The following is an 18340-nucleotide window of genomic DNA, read 5'->3' as shown; positions in this document are numbered from 1 at the left end:
TTCACTTTCAACATCCACCTTTGTATATAACGAGCTATTTTCGGATGGTTGACATGCACCGAATCTATCTTTATTGTAAACAATAATGACCGGTCAGTCAAATATCATTTCATACAAATATTTTTTATTTATAAAATAAGAAACAGCACTTCCCTTATTCCTTCAATATCAGCTCTAAGGAGAGAAGTGCTGTTCTTTATATATCTACTATCTACACTGACCAACCGGTGCAGCCCCATTTTATTTTTATAATCTAATCAACTGTCTCTGAGAATTGGTTTTGATGTAGTTCATAATAAAAGCCTTTTTTCTTCAATAATTCTTCGTGAGACCCCTTTTCGGCTATCATCCCTTTATCCAATACTAGAATCAGATCCGCATGTTTAATGGTGTTTAATCGGTGAGCAACAACAAAGCTCGTTTTCCCTTTCATCAACCGTTTTAAAGCATCTTGAATTTTCACCTCTGTGATTGTATCAATGCTACTTGTTGCTTCATCCAGAATAAGAATAGATGGATCTGCTAAAATTGCTCGAGAAATGGATAATAGCTGCTTTTGTCCTTGACTAATTCCGTTTCCATTAGCAGAAAGAATCGTATCATATCCTTCCGGAAGATGTTCAATAAAGCCATGAGCATTGGCCTGCTTTGCTGCATACTCCACTTCCTCATCCGTAGCATTTAACCTGCCATACCGAATGTTTTCCCGGATGGTCCCTTCGAATAGATAGCTATCCTGAAGAACAAATCCCATATGCGAACGAAGACTCTCTCTTTTTATTTTTGTAATCTCCTGTCCATCCACTAATATATTTCCTGCGGTTGCATCATAAAATCTCGTGATAAGCTGGATAATAGTCGTTTTTCCAGCTCCAGTGGGTCCAACCAAAGCAATTGTTTCACCTGGGTTTGCCTTAAAATCAATATCTTTTAAAATTTCTTTATTTACCTCATAAGAAAAAGAAACATGCTTAAACTGAACTTCTCCTTTCATTTCTTCCATCACGGCTGCTTTCTTCTCATCTACTTCTTCTCTTTCTTCATCTAATACGTCAAATACTCTCTCTGCACCCGCAATGGCAGATAACAGTGTATTAAATTGATTCGATAAATCATTTAAGGGTCTAGTGAACTGTCGGGAATATTCAACAAAGATGACAATAACCCCAATAGATACAGTACCTGATTTGAGGGCTAATAGCCCGCCAACCCCTACAATTACTGCATAGCTAGCATTGTTTAACATATTCATCAACTTTGGAATAAAGCCTGAATAGACTTGTGCCCAATACGCAGAATTCTTAAGCTTATCACTTTTTTCTTTCATATCATGAATCACTTTTTCTTCTAAAGAAAAAGTTTTTACAATTTTTTGTCCTGAAATAGATTCCTCAATAAATCCATTTAACTCCCCTAAATTCTTTTGCTGTTCCTTAAACAATATACTTGTTCTACTCGTAATCCACTTCATTCCGATAAACATAACTGGCACAATAGTTAAAGTCAGGACGGTTAATAACGGGCTGAGCAATAACATAACGACTACTGTCCCAACTAATGTGATAATACTAGAGAAGATTTGGATAACAGAGCTATTTAAAGTAGAACTGACATTTTCAATATCATTTGTAACACGACTCATCAATTCTCCATGCTGCTTTTTGTCAAAATAACTTATCGGCAGCTCATGAAATTGGTGGAATAAATCCGCTCTTAAGCGAAAAACAGTTGTTTGTGAAATTCCAACCATCCAATAACTTTGCAAAAATAATGCAACAGAATGAAAAAAGTAAATACCACCAAGGGCTATTAGCATTCCTGTAAAACCATCTAAATTTCTATTGACAATAAAACGATCAATAGAAATTCCTAAAACATATGGTCCCAATAATCCTAATGCACAGCTCATTGCCACCATCACTAAAACAAGAAATAATAATCCCTTTTTTTGTGCAAGATAGCTCCATAATCGGTATAAGGTCTTCCCCATATTTTTTGGTTTTTTCCCTTTTTTAACAACTGTGGGATCTGGCTTTAATTTAGGTTTAGGATAGCGAAATGGATCGGTTAGTTCCCTTTGCATTCTCCCACTCTCCTTCCCCTAGTTGTGATTCTACTATTTTTTGATAAAGGTTGTTTGTCTTCCATAACTCATCATGGGAAGCAAAACTTACAATCTTTCCATCTTCAATCAACATTATTCTATCTGCCTTCATCGCAGTAGATACTTTCTGCGTAATGAGCAGAAGGGTACATTGATAATCTGCAACTGCATCCAGCAGCTTTTTTTCTGTTTTTAAATCTAATGCACTTGTACTATCATCTAGCAGGAGAATACTTGGCTTTCTGACGAGTGCTCTTGCAATGGAAAGGCGTTGCTTTTGTCCTCCGGATAAATTAACTCCCTTTTGTCCAATTCTCGTATCATATGTATGAGGCATTAACATAATGGTATCGTGAATTTGGGCATCTTTTGCAGCTTGCACTACTTCATCAAAGGTCGCATCAGGATTTCCCCATCTAATATTTTCTTGAATGGTACCCGTAAAGAGCATCGATTCCTGTGGTACATATCCAATTTGCTTTCTTAGCGTATTTAATGAATATGAATCCACTCGTTTATCGTCGATCAAAACGCTTCCTTCTGTTGGTTCATAAAGACGTGGAATTAATTGGAAGAGTGTTGTTTTTCCTGAACCTGTTGCTCCTAATATAGCAATTGTTTCTTTAGGGTGGATGGTAAAGTGCAGATTCTCTATCGTATTCCTTCTATTAGATGGATAACGAAAGGATACATGCTGGAACTTAATTTTTCCTTTCAGTTTTGAGTCCATACTTTCATCTGGATTATCCTTATCCTGTTCTTTCTTATCAATAATCTCTTGGATTCGATCAGCTGAAGCTTTTGAACGAGAAATAACCATTACTAACATACTTACTACAGAAATCGATGTAGTGATTCTTAATGTATAATTGATAACGGCAACTACTTCACCAATCTGTGCCTCACCTGTGTTTATTTGTCCGGATCCAATCCAAAGTATGGCAATAATACATAGATTCATAGCGAATAATAAGAGCGGCACAGTAGTTTCCATAATTCGGAGCGCCTTTTGGGTAAGATTTTTTAAATCCTCGCTTGTATGCATAAAACGATTTCTTTCAAACTGCTTACGGATATATGCTCGGATAAGCCTCACTGCTGTTAAATTCTCCAGCATCACACTGTTTACCTGATCGAGTTTCTTTTGAACAGATTGAAACAGACTTCTTCCTATTTTAATAACCCAAATAAACATAACCACAATAAGCGGAATCGTAATCGCCAATATAAACGCTAGTTTCACATTAACTAAGAAGGACATAATGATTCCACCAACGATTAAAAGCGGTGCCCTTAATAGAAATCGCAATCCCATAAATATCGTGTTTTGTAATTGTGTAATATCATTCGTTAATCTAGTGATCAAAGACGAACTTGCAAAAACATTACTGCTTGAAAACGTAAAATACTGAATGATTTGATATAACTCATTCCGAAGACTATAGCCAAAATTCTGACAAACATGGGAAGAATAGAATGTATTAATTATTCCAGCAGCAAAGGCTACAAGCGAAAATAATATCAACAATCCTCCCCAAATTAACACTACTTTTGTATCTTGATGAGCCAAGCCATCATCAATTATCTTTGCCATAATCAATGGCTGAACCAGTTCTACCGCAAGTTCGGTTAACATTAGTATAAGTGCTATTGTAATACTTAGTTTATATACTCGAAGTCGACCAAATATTTTTGACATTATTCCCTCCAGCCTTTACTCTAATTGAATTTACTACTTAATATCCAATCATCGATGAAATTTATTTAGATTTGCTAAACATTATTTTTATCATACCTCTTTTTAGTAAGTTAGAAAACATCATTCAGAATAAAATTAATTCAGTATATTTTATTACATGTACAAATGCCACCTTCTTTCTTAAAATAAAAAAACCGAACAATTATACAAAAATTCTAGATTAGAATCTCTGTATAATTGTTCAGGTTTAAATTTGTTGGAAATACTTATGTTCGAGCCGCTTTTATCGCTTTTAGTTTACACCAGCTAACGACCATTTATATAATTCATTATGGAAACCAAATACCTTTGGTGATCCCACAGCTACATCTTTAGAAACTGCTCCAAAGTCATAGTCAGAATACAATGTAAAGATCGGCAGTTCATCACTCCAAATTGCTTGAAGCTCATTATAAATCTCTTTACGCTTTTCTGTATCTGGTTCTTGTTTCCCCTTTGCTAATAGTTCATCTACCTTTGGATTGTTATAATTTGTATAGTTACTTGATCCCGCAGAACCATAGATTGTTGTTAAATCTGGATCAATAGTATTAGTGAAGCCAATTAGCATTAAATCGTAGTCGCCTGCTCTCGCTTTTGACATAATCGTTGGGAAATCATACGTAGTTGTATTTAGTTTTAATCCAACCGCTTTTAAATTTTCGGCAATAATATTGGCTGATTGTTCCCGCACTTTGTTTCCAATCGGAACAACAAATTCTATTGTCTTATTGAAATCCCAGCCTGCTTCTTCTAATAACTGCTTCGATTTCTCTGGATCATACGTGTATGTTTCTAATTCTTTATCAAGATAAGGGCTGATGGATGTATACGGACCGTCTACAATTTCTCCTTCTCCCTTTAGTAATTGATCGACAATTTTTTGACGATCAATAGCATAAGCGATTGCTTGTCTTACTTTCTTATCTGTGATGGTTTCCATATTAAAACTCATATTCTGATATCCATATGTTTTATCTGTTGTGGTTGTTACATTGTCAAATCCTTTTACTGTCTCAAAGTCTTGCACTGCAATTTTTCCAATCCCTCCTGCAGCATTCATTTGAATTTCGCCTGTCTGCAATTGAGCTACAAGGTTTGCTGCTGGCATGATTTTCACAAATAGTTTATCCAGTTCTACATCCCCTAAATAATAGTCATCATTCCTAGCATATTCTACATATTGATCTTTTGCATATTTAACAAACTTAAAAGGACCATTCGTTACGGTCGGCTTCATCATAAAAGGATCCTTTTGGAGATTTTCCGGAGCAATATTCTTTAACTTATGTTCTGGAAGTATCATAAATTTAGAACCTAATTGTTCTTTCACCATATTTGGATCGACTGGGGCCTTTGTCTTAAATTGAATTGTTTTCTCATCAACAATGGTTATAGATGGTATTTCTGTTTCTCCTTCTGGAAGCTTGCCATCGTCTGTTAATCCATCTAATACAGTTAAATAGGCTCCAACAGCTGTTTCCGTCTTTGGATTAGCAACTAAATTTAACGTAAAAGCAACATCCGCAGACGTAACAGGTGTTCCATCTGTCCAATTTGCATCCTTATTAATTTTGATTGTAAATGTCTGATTATCCTCTGTTTCAAAGGACTCAGCTAGCTTTGGTGTAAACTCCAAAGGACCAGTCATCTCTAAAAAAGTATCAAACATAAATTTTTCTAACCATGATGCTGCAATATCAGAAGAATTAATGGGATTAAAACTAACTGGAGCATTTACAAGCCCCAAATACATCGTATTTTCTTTTGCACCACCACCAGTTGAAGCTGGATTATTTACACCCGAGCACGCTGAAAGTAATACTAAAATGACAATGGAAAATAGACTAAATATCGTTTTAAATTTCTTCATTGAATGTTCCCCCATCTATTGTTCTAGAATAGTAATAAATGCATCTCCTCATCATTTATGGCTCTTGGGATCCATTGCATCTCGCAAACCGTCCCCCATAAAATTTATGGATAATACAGCAAGTAATATCATGACTCCAGGCGGAATCCATAACCAAGGCTGTGTTGCCAATACAGTAATGGATTGAGCTTCATTAAGCATATTCCCCCAGCTTGCTGTAGGAGGCTGAACCCCCATCCCTAAAAAGCTCAAGGATGCTTCCATAATAATGGCAGACGCAATGCCAAATGTAGCATTAACAAGAATCGGCGCAATGCAATTCGGAAGAATATGTTGAAAAACAATTTTTGGCGTGGAATACCCTAAAGCGACACCTGCTTTAACATAATCCATTTCTTTAATTGTTAATACACACCCTCTTACTAATCTTGCAATCGATGGCCATCCGAGCAAACCTAATACTAAAATAACGTTAAATAGACTTGGCCCCATTATACTTACTAGAACCAAAATTACCATTAAATACGGAAATGACATGAACACATCTGTAATACGCATGATAACCATGTCCACCCATTTTCCAAAATACCCCGCAATCGCTCCTAGTATAGTACCAATAGCAACATAAATCGCCACTGCTCCGACTCCTACTGATAAAGAGACTCTAGCAGCATATAATAGTCGGCTAAACAAGTCCCTTCCCACTTCATCTGTACCAAGAATATTATTAGCAGAAGGAGCAGACGCAAATTCGCCATCAACAGAATATGGATTATGCGGTGCAATTACTGGAGCAAAGATTGCAATCAGAACCATTAATGAAAAAATAATGAGACCAACAACGGCCAACTTATGTTTAAAAAAACGTTTTGTTATTAGTTTTAGATAGCTTTCTTCATTCCCCAATTGATTTTGAACAGGAATCACCACATTAACTTGTAATTCCGTATCCACTTTCACATTAGGAATACTCATATGCACTCCTCCTTAGTTATACTTAATTCGCGGATCTACTACGGCATATAAAATGTCAGCAAGTAAATTCGAAAATAGGACAGCAAGTGCTGCAATAAAATTTATCGCCATTAACGTAGGATAGTCACGAGAGGAAATCGACTGGATTGTTAGTTGTCCTAAGCCTGGCCATTGAAAAATTTGCTCCGTTACTACTGCGCCGCCTATTAAAATTGGTATTTCCATTCCGATAATTGTAATAATAGGAATTAACGCATTCTTTAATCCATGCTTATTGGTAACGATAAACTCTTTTAATCCTTTCGCTCTTGCTGTCCGCAAATAATCTTGCCCCATTACTTCCAACATGCTGCTTCTGACATAGCGAACCGTACTGCCTGCAATCCCGGTTCCTAATATAGCGGCTGGCATAATGAGGTGAAACAATGTATCCATAAATCCTCCACTGCTTCCCAATGTAAACATGCCACCTGTCGGTAAGATATTTAAAACAAGTGCAAATACGTAAATACTTCCTAATCCTAAGAAAAAGTTAGGAATGGATACACCTAAAAATGAAAAAGTAGTAGTTAAATAATCAATCCAAGAATACTGCTTTGTTGCACTCAAAATTCCTATTGGAATGGCAATAATATAAGCAATAACTAAGGCAGTGCTCATAAGGAGCAACGTGGGGCCAACACGATTTAGCACTAAATCTAATACAGGTTCATATGTTGTATAGGAAAATCCAAAATCTCCTTGCAAAAGATTTCCAAGCCATCTAAAGTATTGAATATAAATAGGATCATTAAGACCTAATGCTTCTTTCTTTGCATCAATATCCGCCTGAGTAGTATCTGGATTAATATACATATCTACCGGGTTACCAGGAGCCAAGTTAATAATAATAAAGTTAAATACCGTTACCCCCAGCAACACTGGAATAGCAATCAATAATCTCCTGATAATATATTGGAACAAATGAATCTCCCTCCTTTAACGTAGTGGAAAATGACAGGCAACTGAATGATTTGCTCCATCTAATAGCGGCTCCTTCTCCTTACACATAGCTTGTGCCATAGGACATCTAGTATGGAACCTGCACCCATTTGGTGGATTTGCCGGACTTGGAACATCTCCTTCTACCACAATCCGCTCTCTATTTCGAAGATGAGGATTAGGAATCGGATAGGCACTTAGCAACACTTGTGTATAAGGATGCTTTGGATTCTTAAAAATCTCTTCAGTCTTTCCAATTTCCACAATTTTGCCTAAATACATAACGGCAATTCGATCACTAATATACTTAACTGCTCCTAGACCATGTGCAATAAATAAATAGGTTAAATTAAATTCCTTTTGTAAATCCTTTAATAAATTTAGTACTTGCGCTTGAATAGAAACATCCAATGCTGATACCGGTTCATCGCAAACAATCAATTTTGGGTTTAGCATAAGGGCTCTAGCAATCCCTACCCTTTGTCTTTGACCGCCAGAAAATTCATGAGGATATCTGCTTTTATGAAATTTAGTTAATCCTACTATTTCAAGCATTCGATCTACCTTTTTACTTGCTTCTTCTTTTGTCGCAAGTCTGTGGGCAATTAAAGGCTCTGCCAATAAATCACCGATTCGCTTTCGCGGATTGAGAGAAGAATAGGGATCTTGAAAGATGATTTGCATATCTGTGCGAATTTTTCTTAATTCCTTATTTTGAATGGCGGCCATATCTCTTCCTTCAAATAAGACTTTCCCATCTGTCGGAGGATCTAGCTTCACAATAGCTCTGCCAGTAGTGGATTTCCCACATCCAGATTCACCAACAAGGGAAATTGTTTCCCCAGAATAAATGGAAAAATCAAGACCATCTACAGCTTTTACATGGCCAACTGTTTTCGATAATATCCCTTTCTTAATTGGATAATATTTCTTTAAATTTTGGATTTCTACTAATGGCTGCATTTGTTCTTTGAATATTCCGTCTTTTTCAGACAAGATTTCTACACTCATATCTTAACCTCCCTTTCCTCTTCCAGCATGTTGCCTTGTTGCTGAGTCTCATACAACCAACAACGAACCTTGTGATCCGCTTGATTGTCTATGCTAATATGGGGAGGCTTTTCGGCAATGCACTTTTCAGTGACGTAAGGGCAGCGAGTATGAAATCTACAGCCTTTTGGCATTTGCTGTAATGTCGGAACAGAGCCTGGAATAGAATATAATTTTTCTTGGGAATCATACTCTAAATGTGGAATAGATTCGATTAAGCCTTTGGTGTAAGGATGCTTTGGCTCATCAAAAAGAGTAAAGACATCTGCCTCTTCTACCACCTGCCCGGCATACATGACAATAACCTTATCAGCCATTTCCGCAATAACTCCTAAATCATGGGTAATCATCATAATCGCTGTCTCTGATTCGTTTTTTAAACTTTTCATTAATTCAAGAATCTGTGCTTGAATGGTTACATCTAATGCTGTTGTTGGTTCATCTGCGATTAGAAGCTTCGGTTTACAAGATAGAGCCATCGCTATCATTACCCTTTGCCGCATACCTCCAGAAAGAGCGTGTGGATATTCATCAATAATTACCTCTGCTCTTGGAATTCCTACTTTCTTTAGCATTTCTACCGCATAGCTCTTTGCTTTTTTGGCATTTAAGCCCATATGTAGACGAATTAGTTCCACCATTTGATTTCCAATTGTAAAAACCGGATTTAAAGAAGTCATTGGTTCTTGAAAGATCATCGAAATTTCATTTCCTCTAACTTTTCGCATCTCCGCTTCCGTTAGTGTCGTTAATTCTTTCCCCTTCAGATTTATCGTTCCCTTTTTGATATAACCATGTTTTCCTAACAGTCTCATAATCGATAGGGAAGTAACACTCTTACCACAGCCTGACTCTCCTACAATACCAATAGTCTCTCCTGGCTTAAGCTGAAAAGTAACCTCCTCTACCGAAATAACCTCCCCCTTATCCGTTCGAAAAGCTGTTTGCAATTTCTCCACCTCTAAAATATTCCGCACCATACTTCCCCTCCTTCACGTAAAGCGTAAGCGCCTTGCTCATCAGCGTACAAACTGGAGAATCATCGACTAAGATAAAGGAAACACAGTGAACGCTAGTGAACTGATGTTGACTTATCGTAGGGAGATGATTGGAAGTTTGCTAGCTGATAGGCGCTGGAGCTAGATCGTTCTCTGACTTAGAACGTTTTTCCCTGTTATTTCGTAAAGCGTAAGCGCCTGTTTATCAGCGTAAAAACTGGTCGACTAACTACGCAACGTCCTGTTGCAACGTCGACACTAGTACATCCCTGTACGTCGAAGATCATCGACTAAGATAAAGGAAACACAGTAATCGTAGTAAACTGATGTTGACTACGAAAAGAGGTGATCAGAAGTTTGCTAGCTGATAGGCGCTTATCGCTTGTTAGAATACTAGACTTTAGATTGTAGAGCTGTTCACCAAAGCCTCTTTCCTTTCTGTATTCGTGTAGTAATCTACTAGACTTAAAAATATCTTAGCTGTATGGAGCATGGCCCTTTCATCAAAAGTAAACTTTGGATGATGATGAGGATAAATTGCCTCTATATCTTCGTTTCTAGCCCCTACTGAAAAGAAACATCCAGGTCGATTTTGTAGATAATAAGAGAAATCTTCTCCACCCATTCCTGGTTTTTCTATTATGACAGGCTTGCTTTCTGGCAAGGCATTTATCAAACATTTTTCGAGTATATTTGTTTCATCCACTGTATTTACAGTAGAGGGATAGCCTTTTGTATAATTAAATTCAAAAGTTGCATGGAATGCTTTACATACCCCTTTAATTAGCTGCTCCATTTCTTCTATAATCAATGATCGTACATCTTCATCAAATGTACGAACGGTTCCAGTTAAATCAGCTGTATCTGAAATGACATTTCCCGCATTTCCTGCATGAAATGATCCAATGGAAATAACTGCGGGCTTCTGTGGGTTTACTCTTCTGCTAACAATATGTTTAAGTTGATTGGCAATTTGGACGCCAACTGCAACAGCATCAATTGTTTGATGGGGAGATGCCCCATGTCCACCTTTCCCTTGAATTTTTAATTCAAATGCGTCACTTGCAGCGGATACTGGTCCAATTCTATAAAGGACACTCCCTAGTTCACTGCCAGAGGCTAAATGAGCACCATAGACAACATCTACACCATCTAAACAGCCATCTTCAATCATGGCAATGGCTCCCCCTGGCGGTGATTCCTCCGCATGCTGGTGTAATAGCACTACATTCCCAGCCAATTCTTCCGCATTATCCTGAAGAACCTTTGCTACTGCCAGCAATGTAGCTGTATGCCCATCATGTCCACATGCATGCATCACACCTGGAACTTTCGATTTAAAAGCTACATTCTTTTCATCCTGAATCGGTAAGGCATCAAAGTCTGCTCGTAAGGCAATCGTTTTTCCAGGCTTAGCACCGTAAATCTTACCTACAATCCCATTTCCACCAACATTTCGTCTTACTTCAATTCCGAAGCTTTCCAACAGATCACCAATCATCTTACTTGTATTAATTTCTTGAAAAGATAGCTCTGGATTTTCGTGTAAATATCGTCTCCACTCTACCATTTGCTCATACATAGCTTCAATTTCTTCATACCATTTCTCTAGCATCTCAATCGCTCCCATCCCATTACATTAATTTTCGAAAAGATCTTTCTTATAGAACTGGTTCAGCAAGGTTTTCTTTTACTTGGATCGATACATAATTATCGACAATACTCAAAAATGCTTTTCCAGCATAAATCATTGCTCTTTCGTCAAAATCAAACATTGGATGATGATGAGGATAAGCTTTTCCCTCTGAGACTTTTGCTCCTGTATGAAAAAACATACCCGGCTTTTCAAGCAAATAATAAGAAAAATCCTCTGCCCCCATGATTGGTACGGAACGAACTAACATATTCTTATCTAATGAATTTTCTATAACCTTTTCAAAAACTTCTACTTCTTCCTCATGATTATATACAGCTGGGTATCCCTTTATATAATTAATCTCAGCAGTAGCCTGCATGCTCTCACAAATCTCATTCACCATTAATTTGATCTCTTCTTCCATAAATAAACGCAGATCTTTATCTAGTGTTCGGACGGTTCCTGTCATCACAGCAGTATCAGCAATGACATTTTGCGCCTTTCCTCCATGAAAGGATCCTACAGATAGTACAACGGGATTTAATGGATCTACACGTCTGCTCGCAATATATTGTAGCTGGCTGACTAGCGCCGTTCCGACCGCAATCGCATCCACTGTTTCATGAGGAGCGGAACCATGTCCACCCTTTCCTTTAATGGTAATTTCAAATGCATCTGCTGCTGCTTGCGAGTATCCGGGTTTATAATAATATTTTCCGAGTTCATTTAATGAGGAAAGATGTGCCCCATAAACGACATCTACATCTTTTAAACAATCGTCTTCAATCATTGCTTTTGCTCCACCAGGTGATAATTCTTCAGCATGCTGATGAAGCAGTACAATATTCCCGGCAATACTATCCCTATTATCTTGAAGTACTTTCGCCACCGCTAAAAGAGTAGCTGTATGTCCATCATGCCCACATGCATGCATAACTCCTGGCACCTTCGATTTATACGGTACATCCTTTCCATCCTGGATTGGCAATGCATCAAAGTCTGCTCGCAGCGCAATCGTTTTGCCAGGTTTGGCTCCATATATTTTCCCAACTACTCCTCTACCACCAACATTTCTCCTTACTTCAATACCGAATCCTTCTAAAATTTCAGCAATCATTCTTGGTGTTTCCACCTCTTGGAAAGATAGTTCTGGGTACTGATGAAAATGTCTTCTCCACTCAACCATTTGATCAAACATCTCGGCTAATTCACTATGCCATTTTTTTAACATACTACCCCTCCTAATAAATTTGCTTATGAATAAGGAATACTTCTTGAGAAGTTAGAAAAAATGCAGCTTAACTATATCCCTTAATTTTGATTTCTTTTATATTAACGGTAATTTCAAGCAATGTATAATAAGTTTTTTTAATCATCAAAATATTCAGAATAAATTAACAACCTCTTATTTTTCCTATCATCCCTATTTATTAGGGTTGTTATCGTTTACATTATTTATTTTCTCCTACTAAATTAATTCCTTTCTCCTAAGGGGGTTCTACCACATGCCCATCAAGTAAAAAATGCTTGTTCCCCAAAACGAGAAAAATATTACTTTTCTCTAAAACTAATAAAATTTTATCCAAGTTCGATGAACTAGGGTGACACCTCATTTAGAGATGATTTAAGAATGTATATATACCTTTATTCAGCATAATAAAAGATCAATTATCAAAATATTGTGTTATATTTTTATTATCTCTTATTGAAAGCGAGTGAGTTATTATGACAGTCCGTTCTTTCCAACTATCAATTAAATACAGGGTACGGAGGGGTTAATATTAGAAGTTTCTTTAATTAAAAATTTTCCGTATACAAAAATGGAGGAAAATACTATATGTTTAGTTATTATAGTGCACTTTGTACTGAGCTCTACGATTTCACAAAGCCTGTGGGGTACTCTTTAAATGGGGATATTGAATATTACCAAGAACGGTTAAAAAATTGTCAGGGACGTATTCTAGAAGCTGCAGTTGGCTCAGGACGTTTTATTATTCCACTTCTTGAAGCGGGATATATAATTGATGGAATTGATTATTCTCCTGAAATGTGGAACTCTTGTCGTAAACGTTGTGAAGAAAGAGGATTAAGCCCTAATTTATATGAAGATAAATTACAGGGATTTTCATTGCCATTTAATTATAAGGCAATTATTATTCCTACAGGTTCCTTTTGTTTAATAGAAAAACGAGAAGACTCTCTAAACGCATTGAAGTGCTTTTATAAACATCTTGTTCCAGGAGGACGCTTGATTGTTGATCTTCTATTACCTCATGATTGGAAAACAGGAGAGATTTCTACTTCAACTTTTTCCCTACCTAACGGGGATGGGATTACGCTGGAAAACAAATCGATTGAAATGGATTGGCTAAATCAATTTACTATTTCCTACTTGAAATATGAGAAATGGCGTAAAGGAAAGTTGATTCAAACCGAGTTACAACGTTTTGCGCTGCGTTGGTATGGAATCGAAGAATTTAAGCTTATTTTGGAAAATATCGGTTTCTCTGATATTACGTGCTCCGCTGATTATGTTTACGAGAAGCAACCATCAAATGCAAGTCAAATCATTACTTTTGAAGCTGTAAGAAAACAATAACGGTAAGATTAACCTTATAAAAACATGTGATAGCACACCTATACAAAAAGACAAGTAAATCTCCTTCAATAGAAGTTTCACTTGTCTTCTTGCCACTTTATAAGATCTTACTTAAGAAAGAAATGGTACGTTCCTCTTGCGGATGTGTAAATAACTCTACTGGTGTATTTTCTTCGACTACATATCCACCGTCCATGAAAATCACACGATCTCCAACTTCTCTTGCAAATCCCATTTCATGCGTTACTACAATCATCGTCATTCCTTCCTTGGCAAGTTCCTTCATCACTTCCAATACCTCTCCTACCATCTCTGGATCTAACGCAGACGTCGGCTCATCAAATAACATAATACTTGGTTCCATTGCTAGTGCTCTCGCGATGGCGACACGCTGTTTTTGTCCACCAGAGAGTGAATCAGGATATACATTTGCTTTATCCTCTAAGCCCACTTTTTTCAATAATTCTAATGCCTTTATCCGAGCATTTTCTTTTGAGACCTTCTTTACTTTCATAGGTGAAAGCATAATATTTTGAAGAACTGACTTATGTGGGAATAAATTAAACTGTTGAAACACCATCCCTACATCCTTACGTACTTCATTAATATTTGTGGACTTATCCGTAATATTCTTCCCATTAATATGAATCGTTCCGTCCGATATACTTTCTAGTAAATTGATGCAACGCAAAAAAGTTGATTTTCCCGATCCGGAAGGACCAATAATTACGACGACCTCCTGCTGGTTAATAGTCATACTAATATCCTTTAATACTTCATTATCTCCGAAGGACTTTTTTAATTTTTCTACAACAATCATTCTGTTTTCAACCTTCTTTCCAAACGAGTTAAGAAGAAGCTTAATGTTAAGGTTAAAACAAGATAAATAACAGCTACTGTTAAATATGGCTCCCAAACTCGGTTATACTGTCCCATCATCAGCCTTGCATAGTACATTAACTCTGGAGCAGCAATAACAGCTGCTAAAGAAGAATCTTTAATTAATACAATAAATTCATTGCCTAACGGGGGAATCATTCGTTTAAAGGACTGAGGAAGTACTATGTATCGCATTGCCTGTACATGCGTCATCCCTAAGGATCTGCCTGCTTCCATCTGACCACGGTCAATGGATTCAATTCCAGCTCTAAAAATCTCCGCAATATAAGCAGCTGCGTTAAGTGATAATGCAACAATTGCTGCTATCATGGCATTGGTTGTATTTAAAAATAATGGGATAAATCCAAAATGAATGATTAGGATTTGTACAAAAAGAGGGGTGCCGCGGAAAATAGCAATATAGCAACGGAAAGGAAAAGCAATCCATTGATTCTTTGCTATTTTGCCAAGGCCGATTAATAAACCTAAAACCGTTCCAAATACTATTGCATACAAGGATAATTGAATGGTCACTAATATCCCCTTTTTAAATAAGTCAGCATACTCTAAAATAATCGTAAAATTAAAATCCATTACCTCTTCTCCTCCAAAGACCACAAAATGACTGACATTCAGCAGCACAGGCATTCAGAAGGAACATTCCCTCACTAAGAACAATCTAGAAGAAGTATTGTGCTCCCTCCTTGTCAAAGCGGGTAATGCCCCTCCTGAGTACCTTCCTCATTTGCGACTCTTCTATTGTTGTGCTTTTAAATTTTCAATGTCTGGATCTTGCCCAAACCATTCTTTATATATCTCTGCATATTTACCATTATCAAAAATAGCATTAAGACCTTTGCTTAAATCAGCTTCCATCTCACTATCTTTCGGGAACATGAATCCATAATATTCTGATTCAAATCCTTCTTTATCCTCAATCACGATAAAGTTCTCTTGCGGATTATTTTTAGCATATGCTTCTAATACTGCATTATCTGCCACAACAGCATCAGCACCCTGATTCTTCATTTCCAAAATAGCTAAATTATTATTTTCAAACTTTTTTACTTTTTCATTGCCATTTCCTAGGAGCGCATCGACTGCATCTGCACCTGTTGTTCCTGATTGAACAGCAACAGTCTTATCTGTTAGATCAGCAGCTTTCTTAATATCAGTACCTTCTGGTGCCAAAATTTTATTCGTACTTTCAAAATATGGAACAGAGAAATCATAGGATTTAAGTCGGTCATCGTTTATTGTAATGGCTGATAAACCAACATCCGCTGTGCCATTTTCTAATTCTGCAAAGAGTGGGTCCCATCCAACGTTGACAATTTCAAAGTCATAGCCAGCTTCCTCTGCTGCCGCTGTGAAAATATCGACATCGAAGCCAATAATCTTGTCTTTATCCATATACTCAAATGGTGCATAAGCCGCATCTGTAACGACTCTTAATTTCTTTTTGCCACCTCCATCACTATTTGCTTTTTCTGAACCTGTCCCACATGCTGCTAAAACAAGAACAATCGATATAAATAAAGCAAATAAAATGCCGTTTTTCCTCATTATAAATCCCCCTCTTTTGATTAATTGAAAACTGTATATTAAAATAATATAGAATTTTCAATTAATTTAAAATAAAAATTTTTCCATTTGCTTTATTACTAATAATGCATTCATTATAACTTTTTGTTTATTTATATACAAGAAAACTATTTGAATTTTCGTAAAATTTCATAGATAAAACAAGAAGTCCCTCTTTCTGGTTTAAAGAAGGAACTCCTTTTTCTCTTTCTATACAAAAAACTCTTCATACAAAGCTTTTACAGCTTTTTTGACAACTGTTTCTTTTACTCCGAACATCATGCTTACTTCAGAAGAACCTTGGTTAATCATTTCAATATTCACTCCCGCTTTCGCGAGTGCTGTGGATGCACGGGCATTTGTACCGATATTACGTCGCATCCCTTCCCCTACAAGCATGATAAGCGCTAAATCGTGTTCTACTTTTATTTCTTCTACTTGTAGTTCCTCGGATATTCTGGTCAAAATCTCCTGTTCGCTTTTTCTTGTCAATTGATCTTGGCGTAAAACAATTGTTAAATCATCAATTCCAGACGGCATATGTTCATACGAAATATGATAATCCTCTAATATTGATAGAACTTTTCTGGCAAATCCTACTTCACGATTCATTAAATATTTACTAATATAGATGGAACAAAATCCCTTATCATTAGCAATACCAATTACAGGACCATTGATATTATTTCTTGAGGAGACTATTCTAGTTCCTGATGCGGATGGATTATTTGTATTTCTCACTTGAACAGGAATACCTGCACGATACGCCGGAATTAAAGCTTCAGCATGAAATACAGAGAAGCCGGCATATGATAATTCACGCATTTCCCGATAAGTAAGTTCCTTAATTTCTTTCGGCTGCGTTACAATGGAAGGATTTACAGAGTAAACAGCATCCACATCTGTAAAGTTTTCATACAACTCCGCTTTCACGCCATTGGCGAGAATCGCTCCCGTAATATCTGATCCACTTCTTGAAAATGTCACTACATCTCCCGCTTCGCTGTAACCAAAAAAACCTGGAAATACAATTATTCGCTTCTCTTCTCTTAAGGAATATAACCGATCATAAGATTCAGAAAGCACTTGAGCATTTCCGGGATCATCACTAACAATCAAGCCCGCTTCCTTTGGACTAATATAAATGGCATCTAATCCTCTAGTTTTAAAGAAATGTGCAACTAATTTAGCATTATTATCCTCTCCGCTGGCCTTCATTGCTTCCATAAAAGCATCTTTATTAGAGTATTTATTTATTAAATCCAATAAGTCGTTTTTAATGTTTGTTATAATATCACTCGATAAGTCCAATTCTTTAGCAATACTAGCATATCTGTCTAATACTTCCTCTAAATAAGGAGAATAATCACTTCCATTTACTACTGCTTGCGCACATTGGATTAATAAATCTGTTACCTTCGTATCTGAATCATATCTTTTTCCAGGTGCAGACACGACGACAATCCTTCTCTCCTTATCTGCCTTTACTATTTGTAATACCTTTTCCAATTGCTTCCCTGTAGCTAGAGAACTACCCCCAAATTTGACAACCTTCATTTCGCCAACTCCCACTGATTGTTAAATAGTAACAATTTTCTAAATTGTTCACTATGGCTATTATCACTATTTCATGATAAATAATCAAGTCATTTCCACTCTAAAAATACATTTGTTTTTATAGAGTGAACAATAATATTTTTTCACTTGGCTTCTTCTCTATGAATATTAAAATAAAACTGGTAATTAATGTTATTTTTCATTTTGAGATAATCGCTATTAACGCTTTAATAAAGACTTTTATCCAACAATGGAGAGCTTCTTTAAGTTGTTTATTGGAAATAATAATCCAAAATACTTTCATTTATGTAAATTTTACGTTAAACTAATATTTAGTTAAACGAAATTTATTGTGCATTTACCAAC

14 protein-coding genes are annotated in these 18340 nt (G+C 36.5%); 1 reads left to right on the top strand and 13 read right to left on the bottom strand.

Features of this window, described 5'->3' with window-relative positions; translation table 11 throughout:
* Nucleotides 1–253: 253 nt before the first annotated feature.
* The 9 genes from MHH96_RS08935 to MHH96_RS08895 all read right to left on the bottom strand — a co-directional run bounded on the left by MHH96_RS08935 (nucleotide 254) and on the right by MHH96_RS08895 (nucleotide 12586).
* A complete protein-coding gene (locus MHH96_RS08935) occupies nucleotides 254–2083 on the bottom strand; it encodes an ABC transporter ATP-binding protein (RefSeq protein ID WP_047941757.1) in 1830 nt (609 codons plus the stop codon).
* The gene (locus MHH96_RS08930) at nucleotides 2046–3803 is read right to left on the bottom strand and encodes an ABC transporter ATP-binding protein (protein ID WP_047941758.1); all 1758 of its coding nucleotides are present in this window, start codon (nucleotides 3801–3803) and stop codon (nucleotides 2046–2048) included. Before MHH96_RS08930 ends, MHH96_RS08935 begins: the two co-directional genes overlap by 38 nt.
* A gap of 292 nt (nucleotides 3804–4095) precedes the next feature.
* Nucleotides 4096–5715: an ABC transporter substrate-binding protein gene (locus MHH96_RS08925; RefSeq protein ID WP_053215647.1), complete on the bottom strand. Its 1620-nt coding sequence runs from the start codon at nucleotides 5713–5715 to the stop codon at nucleotides 4096–4098.
* A 51-nt stretch (nucleotides 5716–5766) separates the two neighbouring features.
* The gene (opp4C, locus tag MHH96_RS08920; RefSeq protein WP_047941760.1) at nucleotides 5767–6690 is read right to left on the bottom strand and encodes an oligopeptide ABC transporter permease; all 924 of its coding nucleotides are present in this window, start codon (nucleotides 6688–6690) and stop codon (nucleotides 5767–5769) included.
* 12 nt (nucleotides 6691–6702) lie between these two features.
* Nucleotides 6703–7653: an ABC transporter permease gene (locus MHH96_RS08915; RefSeq protein ID WP_082138299.1), complete on the bottom strand. Its 951-nt coding sequence runs from the start codon at nucleotides 7651–7653 to the stop codon at nucleotides 6703–6705.
* A 15-nt stretch (nucleotides 7654–7668) separates the two neighbouring features.
* The gene (locus tag MHH96_RS08910) at nucleotides 7669–8682 is read right to left on the bottom strand and encodes an ABC transporter ATP-binding protein (protein WP_047941761.1); all 1014 of its coding nucleotides are present in this window, start codon (nucleotides 8680–8682) and stop codon (nucleotides 7669–7671) included.
* Nucleotides 8679–9701 carry an ABC transporter ATP-binding protein gene (locus MHH96_RS08905; RefSeq protein WP_047941762.1) on the bottom strand — a complete coding sequence of 341 codons (1023 nt, stop codon included), beginning with the start codon at nucleotides 9699–9701 and terminating at the stop codon, nucleotides 8679–8681. Before MHH96_RS08905 ends, MHH96_RS08910 begins: the two co-directional genes overlap by 4 nt.
* A gap of 418 nt (nucleotides 9702–10119) precedes the next feature.
* On the bottom strand, nucleotides 10120–11334 hold the full coding sequence (locus MHH96_RS08900) for a M20 family metallopeptidase (protein ID WP_336045068.1): 1215 nt from the start codon (nucleotides 11332–11334) through the stop codon (nucleotides 10120–10122).
* Between the two features lie 46 nt (nucleotides 11335–11380).
* The gene (locus MHH96_RS08895) at nucleotides 11381–12586 is read right to left on the bottom strand and encodes an amidohydrolase (RefSeq protein ID WP_047941764.1); all 1206 of its coding nucleotides are present in this window, start codon (nucleotides 12584–12586) and stop codon (nucleotides 11381–11383) included.
* 606 nt (nucleotides 12587–13192) lie between these two features.
* Here MHH96_RS08895 and MHH96_RS08890 point away from each other — a divergent pair.
* Nucleotides 13193–13954, top strand: a complete 762-nt coding sequence (locus MHH96_RS08890; RefSeq protein ID WP_341117105.1) for a class I SAM-dependent methyltransferase — start codon at nucleotides 13193–13195, stop codon at nucleotides 13952–13954.
* 97 nt (nucleotides 13955–14051) lie between these two features.
* Here MHH96_RS08890 and MHH96_RS08885 read toward each other — a convergent pair whose 3' ends face one another.
* The 4 genes from MHH96_RS08885 to MHH96_RS08870 all read right to left on the bottom strand — a co-directional run bounded on the left by MHH96_RS08885 (nucleotide 14052) and on the right by MHH96_RS08870 (nucleotide 17974).
* Entirely contained in the window at nucleotides 14052–14774 is a 723-nt protein-coding gene (locus MHH96_RS08885) for an amino acid ABC transporter ATP-binding protein (protein WP_047941766.1), read from the bottom strand.
* Nucleotides 14771–15427, bottom strand: coding sequence for an amino acid ABC transporter permease (locus tag MHH96_RS08880; RefSeq protein WP_047941767.1), 657 nt, complete (start codon nucleotides 15425–15427; stop codon nucleotides 14771–14773). Before MHH96_RS08880 ends, MHH96_RS08885 begins: the two co-directional genes overlap by 4 nt.
* A 162-nt stretch (nucleotides 15428–15589) precedes the next feature.
* Nucleotides 15590–16399, bottom strand: coding sequence for a basic amino acid ABC transporter substrate-binding protein (locus tag MHH96_RS08875; protein WP_341117103.1), 810 nt, complete (start codon nucleotides 16397–16399; stop codon nucleotides 15590–15592).
* Nucleotides 16400–16627: 228 nt separating this feature from the next.
* Nucleotides 16628–17974 (bottom strand): aspartate kinase, encoded by a 1347-nt coding sequence (locus MHH96_RS08870; RefSeq protein ID WP_047941769.1) that lies wholly within the window; start codon nucleotides 17972–17974, stop codon nucleotides 16628–16630.
* Nucleotides 17975–18340: the final 366 nt, after the last annotated feature.

It is taken from the genome of Niallia sp. FSL K6-0212 (assembly GCF_038007605.1).
GTDB classification, from domain to species: domain Bacteria; phylum Bacillota; class Bacilli; order Bacillales; family Cytobacillaceae; genus Niallia; species Niallia circulans.
This window is presented reverse-complemented; position numbering and strand designations above follow the sequence as displayed.

Excerpts from the sequence above, each read along its gene's own strand:
- MHH96_RS08930 (WP_047941758.1), bottom strand. The coding sequence starts at position 3,803 with ATGTCAAAAATATTTGGTCGACTTCGAGTATATAAACTAAGTATTACA.
- MHH96_RS08910 (WP_047941761.1), bottom strand. The coding sequence starts at position 8,682 with ATGAGTGTAGAAATCTTGTCTGAAAAAGACGGAATATTCAAAGAACAA.
- MHH96_RS08885 (WP_047941766.1), bottom strand. The coding sequence starts at position 14,774 with ATGATTGTTGTAGAAAAATTAAAAAAGTCCTTCGGAGATAATGAAGTA.
- MHH96_RS08900 (WP_336045068.1), bottom strand. The coding sequence starts at position 11,334 with ATGCTAGAGAAATGGTATGAAGAAATTGAAGCTATGTATGAGCAAATG.
- MHH96_RS08905 (WP_047941762.1), bottom strand. The coding sequence starts at position 9,701 with ATGGTGCGGAATATTTTAGAGGTGGAGAAATTGCAAACAGCTTTTCGA.
- MHH96_RS08935 (WP_047941757.1), bottom strand. The coding sequence starts at position 2,083 with ATGCAAAGGGAACTAACCGATCCATTTCGCTATCCTAAACCTAAATTA.
- opp4C (WP_047941760.1), bottom strand. The coding sequence starts at position 6,690 with ATGAGTATTCCTAATGTGAAAGTGGATACGGAATTACAAGTTAATGTG.
- MHH96_RS08890 (WP_341117105.1), top strand. The coding sequence starts at position 13,193 with ATGTTTAGTTATTATAGTGCACTTTGTACTGAGCTCTACGATTTCACA.
- MHH96_RS08870 (WP_047941769.1), bottom strand. The coding sequence starts at position 17,974 with ATGAAGGTTGTCAAATTTGGGGGTAGTTCTCTAGCTACAGGGAAGCAA.
- MHH96_RS08925 (WP_053215647.1), bottom strand. The coding sequence starts at position 5,715 with ATGAAGAAATTTAAAACGATATTTAGTCTATTTTCCATTGTCATTTTA.
- MHH96_RS08875 (WP_341117103.1), bottom strand. The coding sequence starts at position 16,399 with ATGAGGAAAAACGGCATTTTATTTGCTTTATTTATATCGATTGTTCTT.
- MHH96_RS08880 (WP_047941767.1), bottom strand. The coding sequence starts at position 15,427 with ATGGATTTTAATTTTACGATTATTTTAGAGTATGCTGACTTATTTAAA.
- MHH96_RS08895 (WP_047941764.1), bottom strand. The coding sequence starts at position 12,586 with ATGTTAAAAAAATGGCATAGTGAATTAGCCGAGATGTTTGATCAAATG.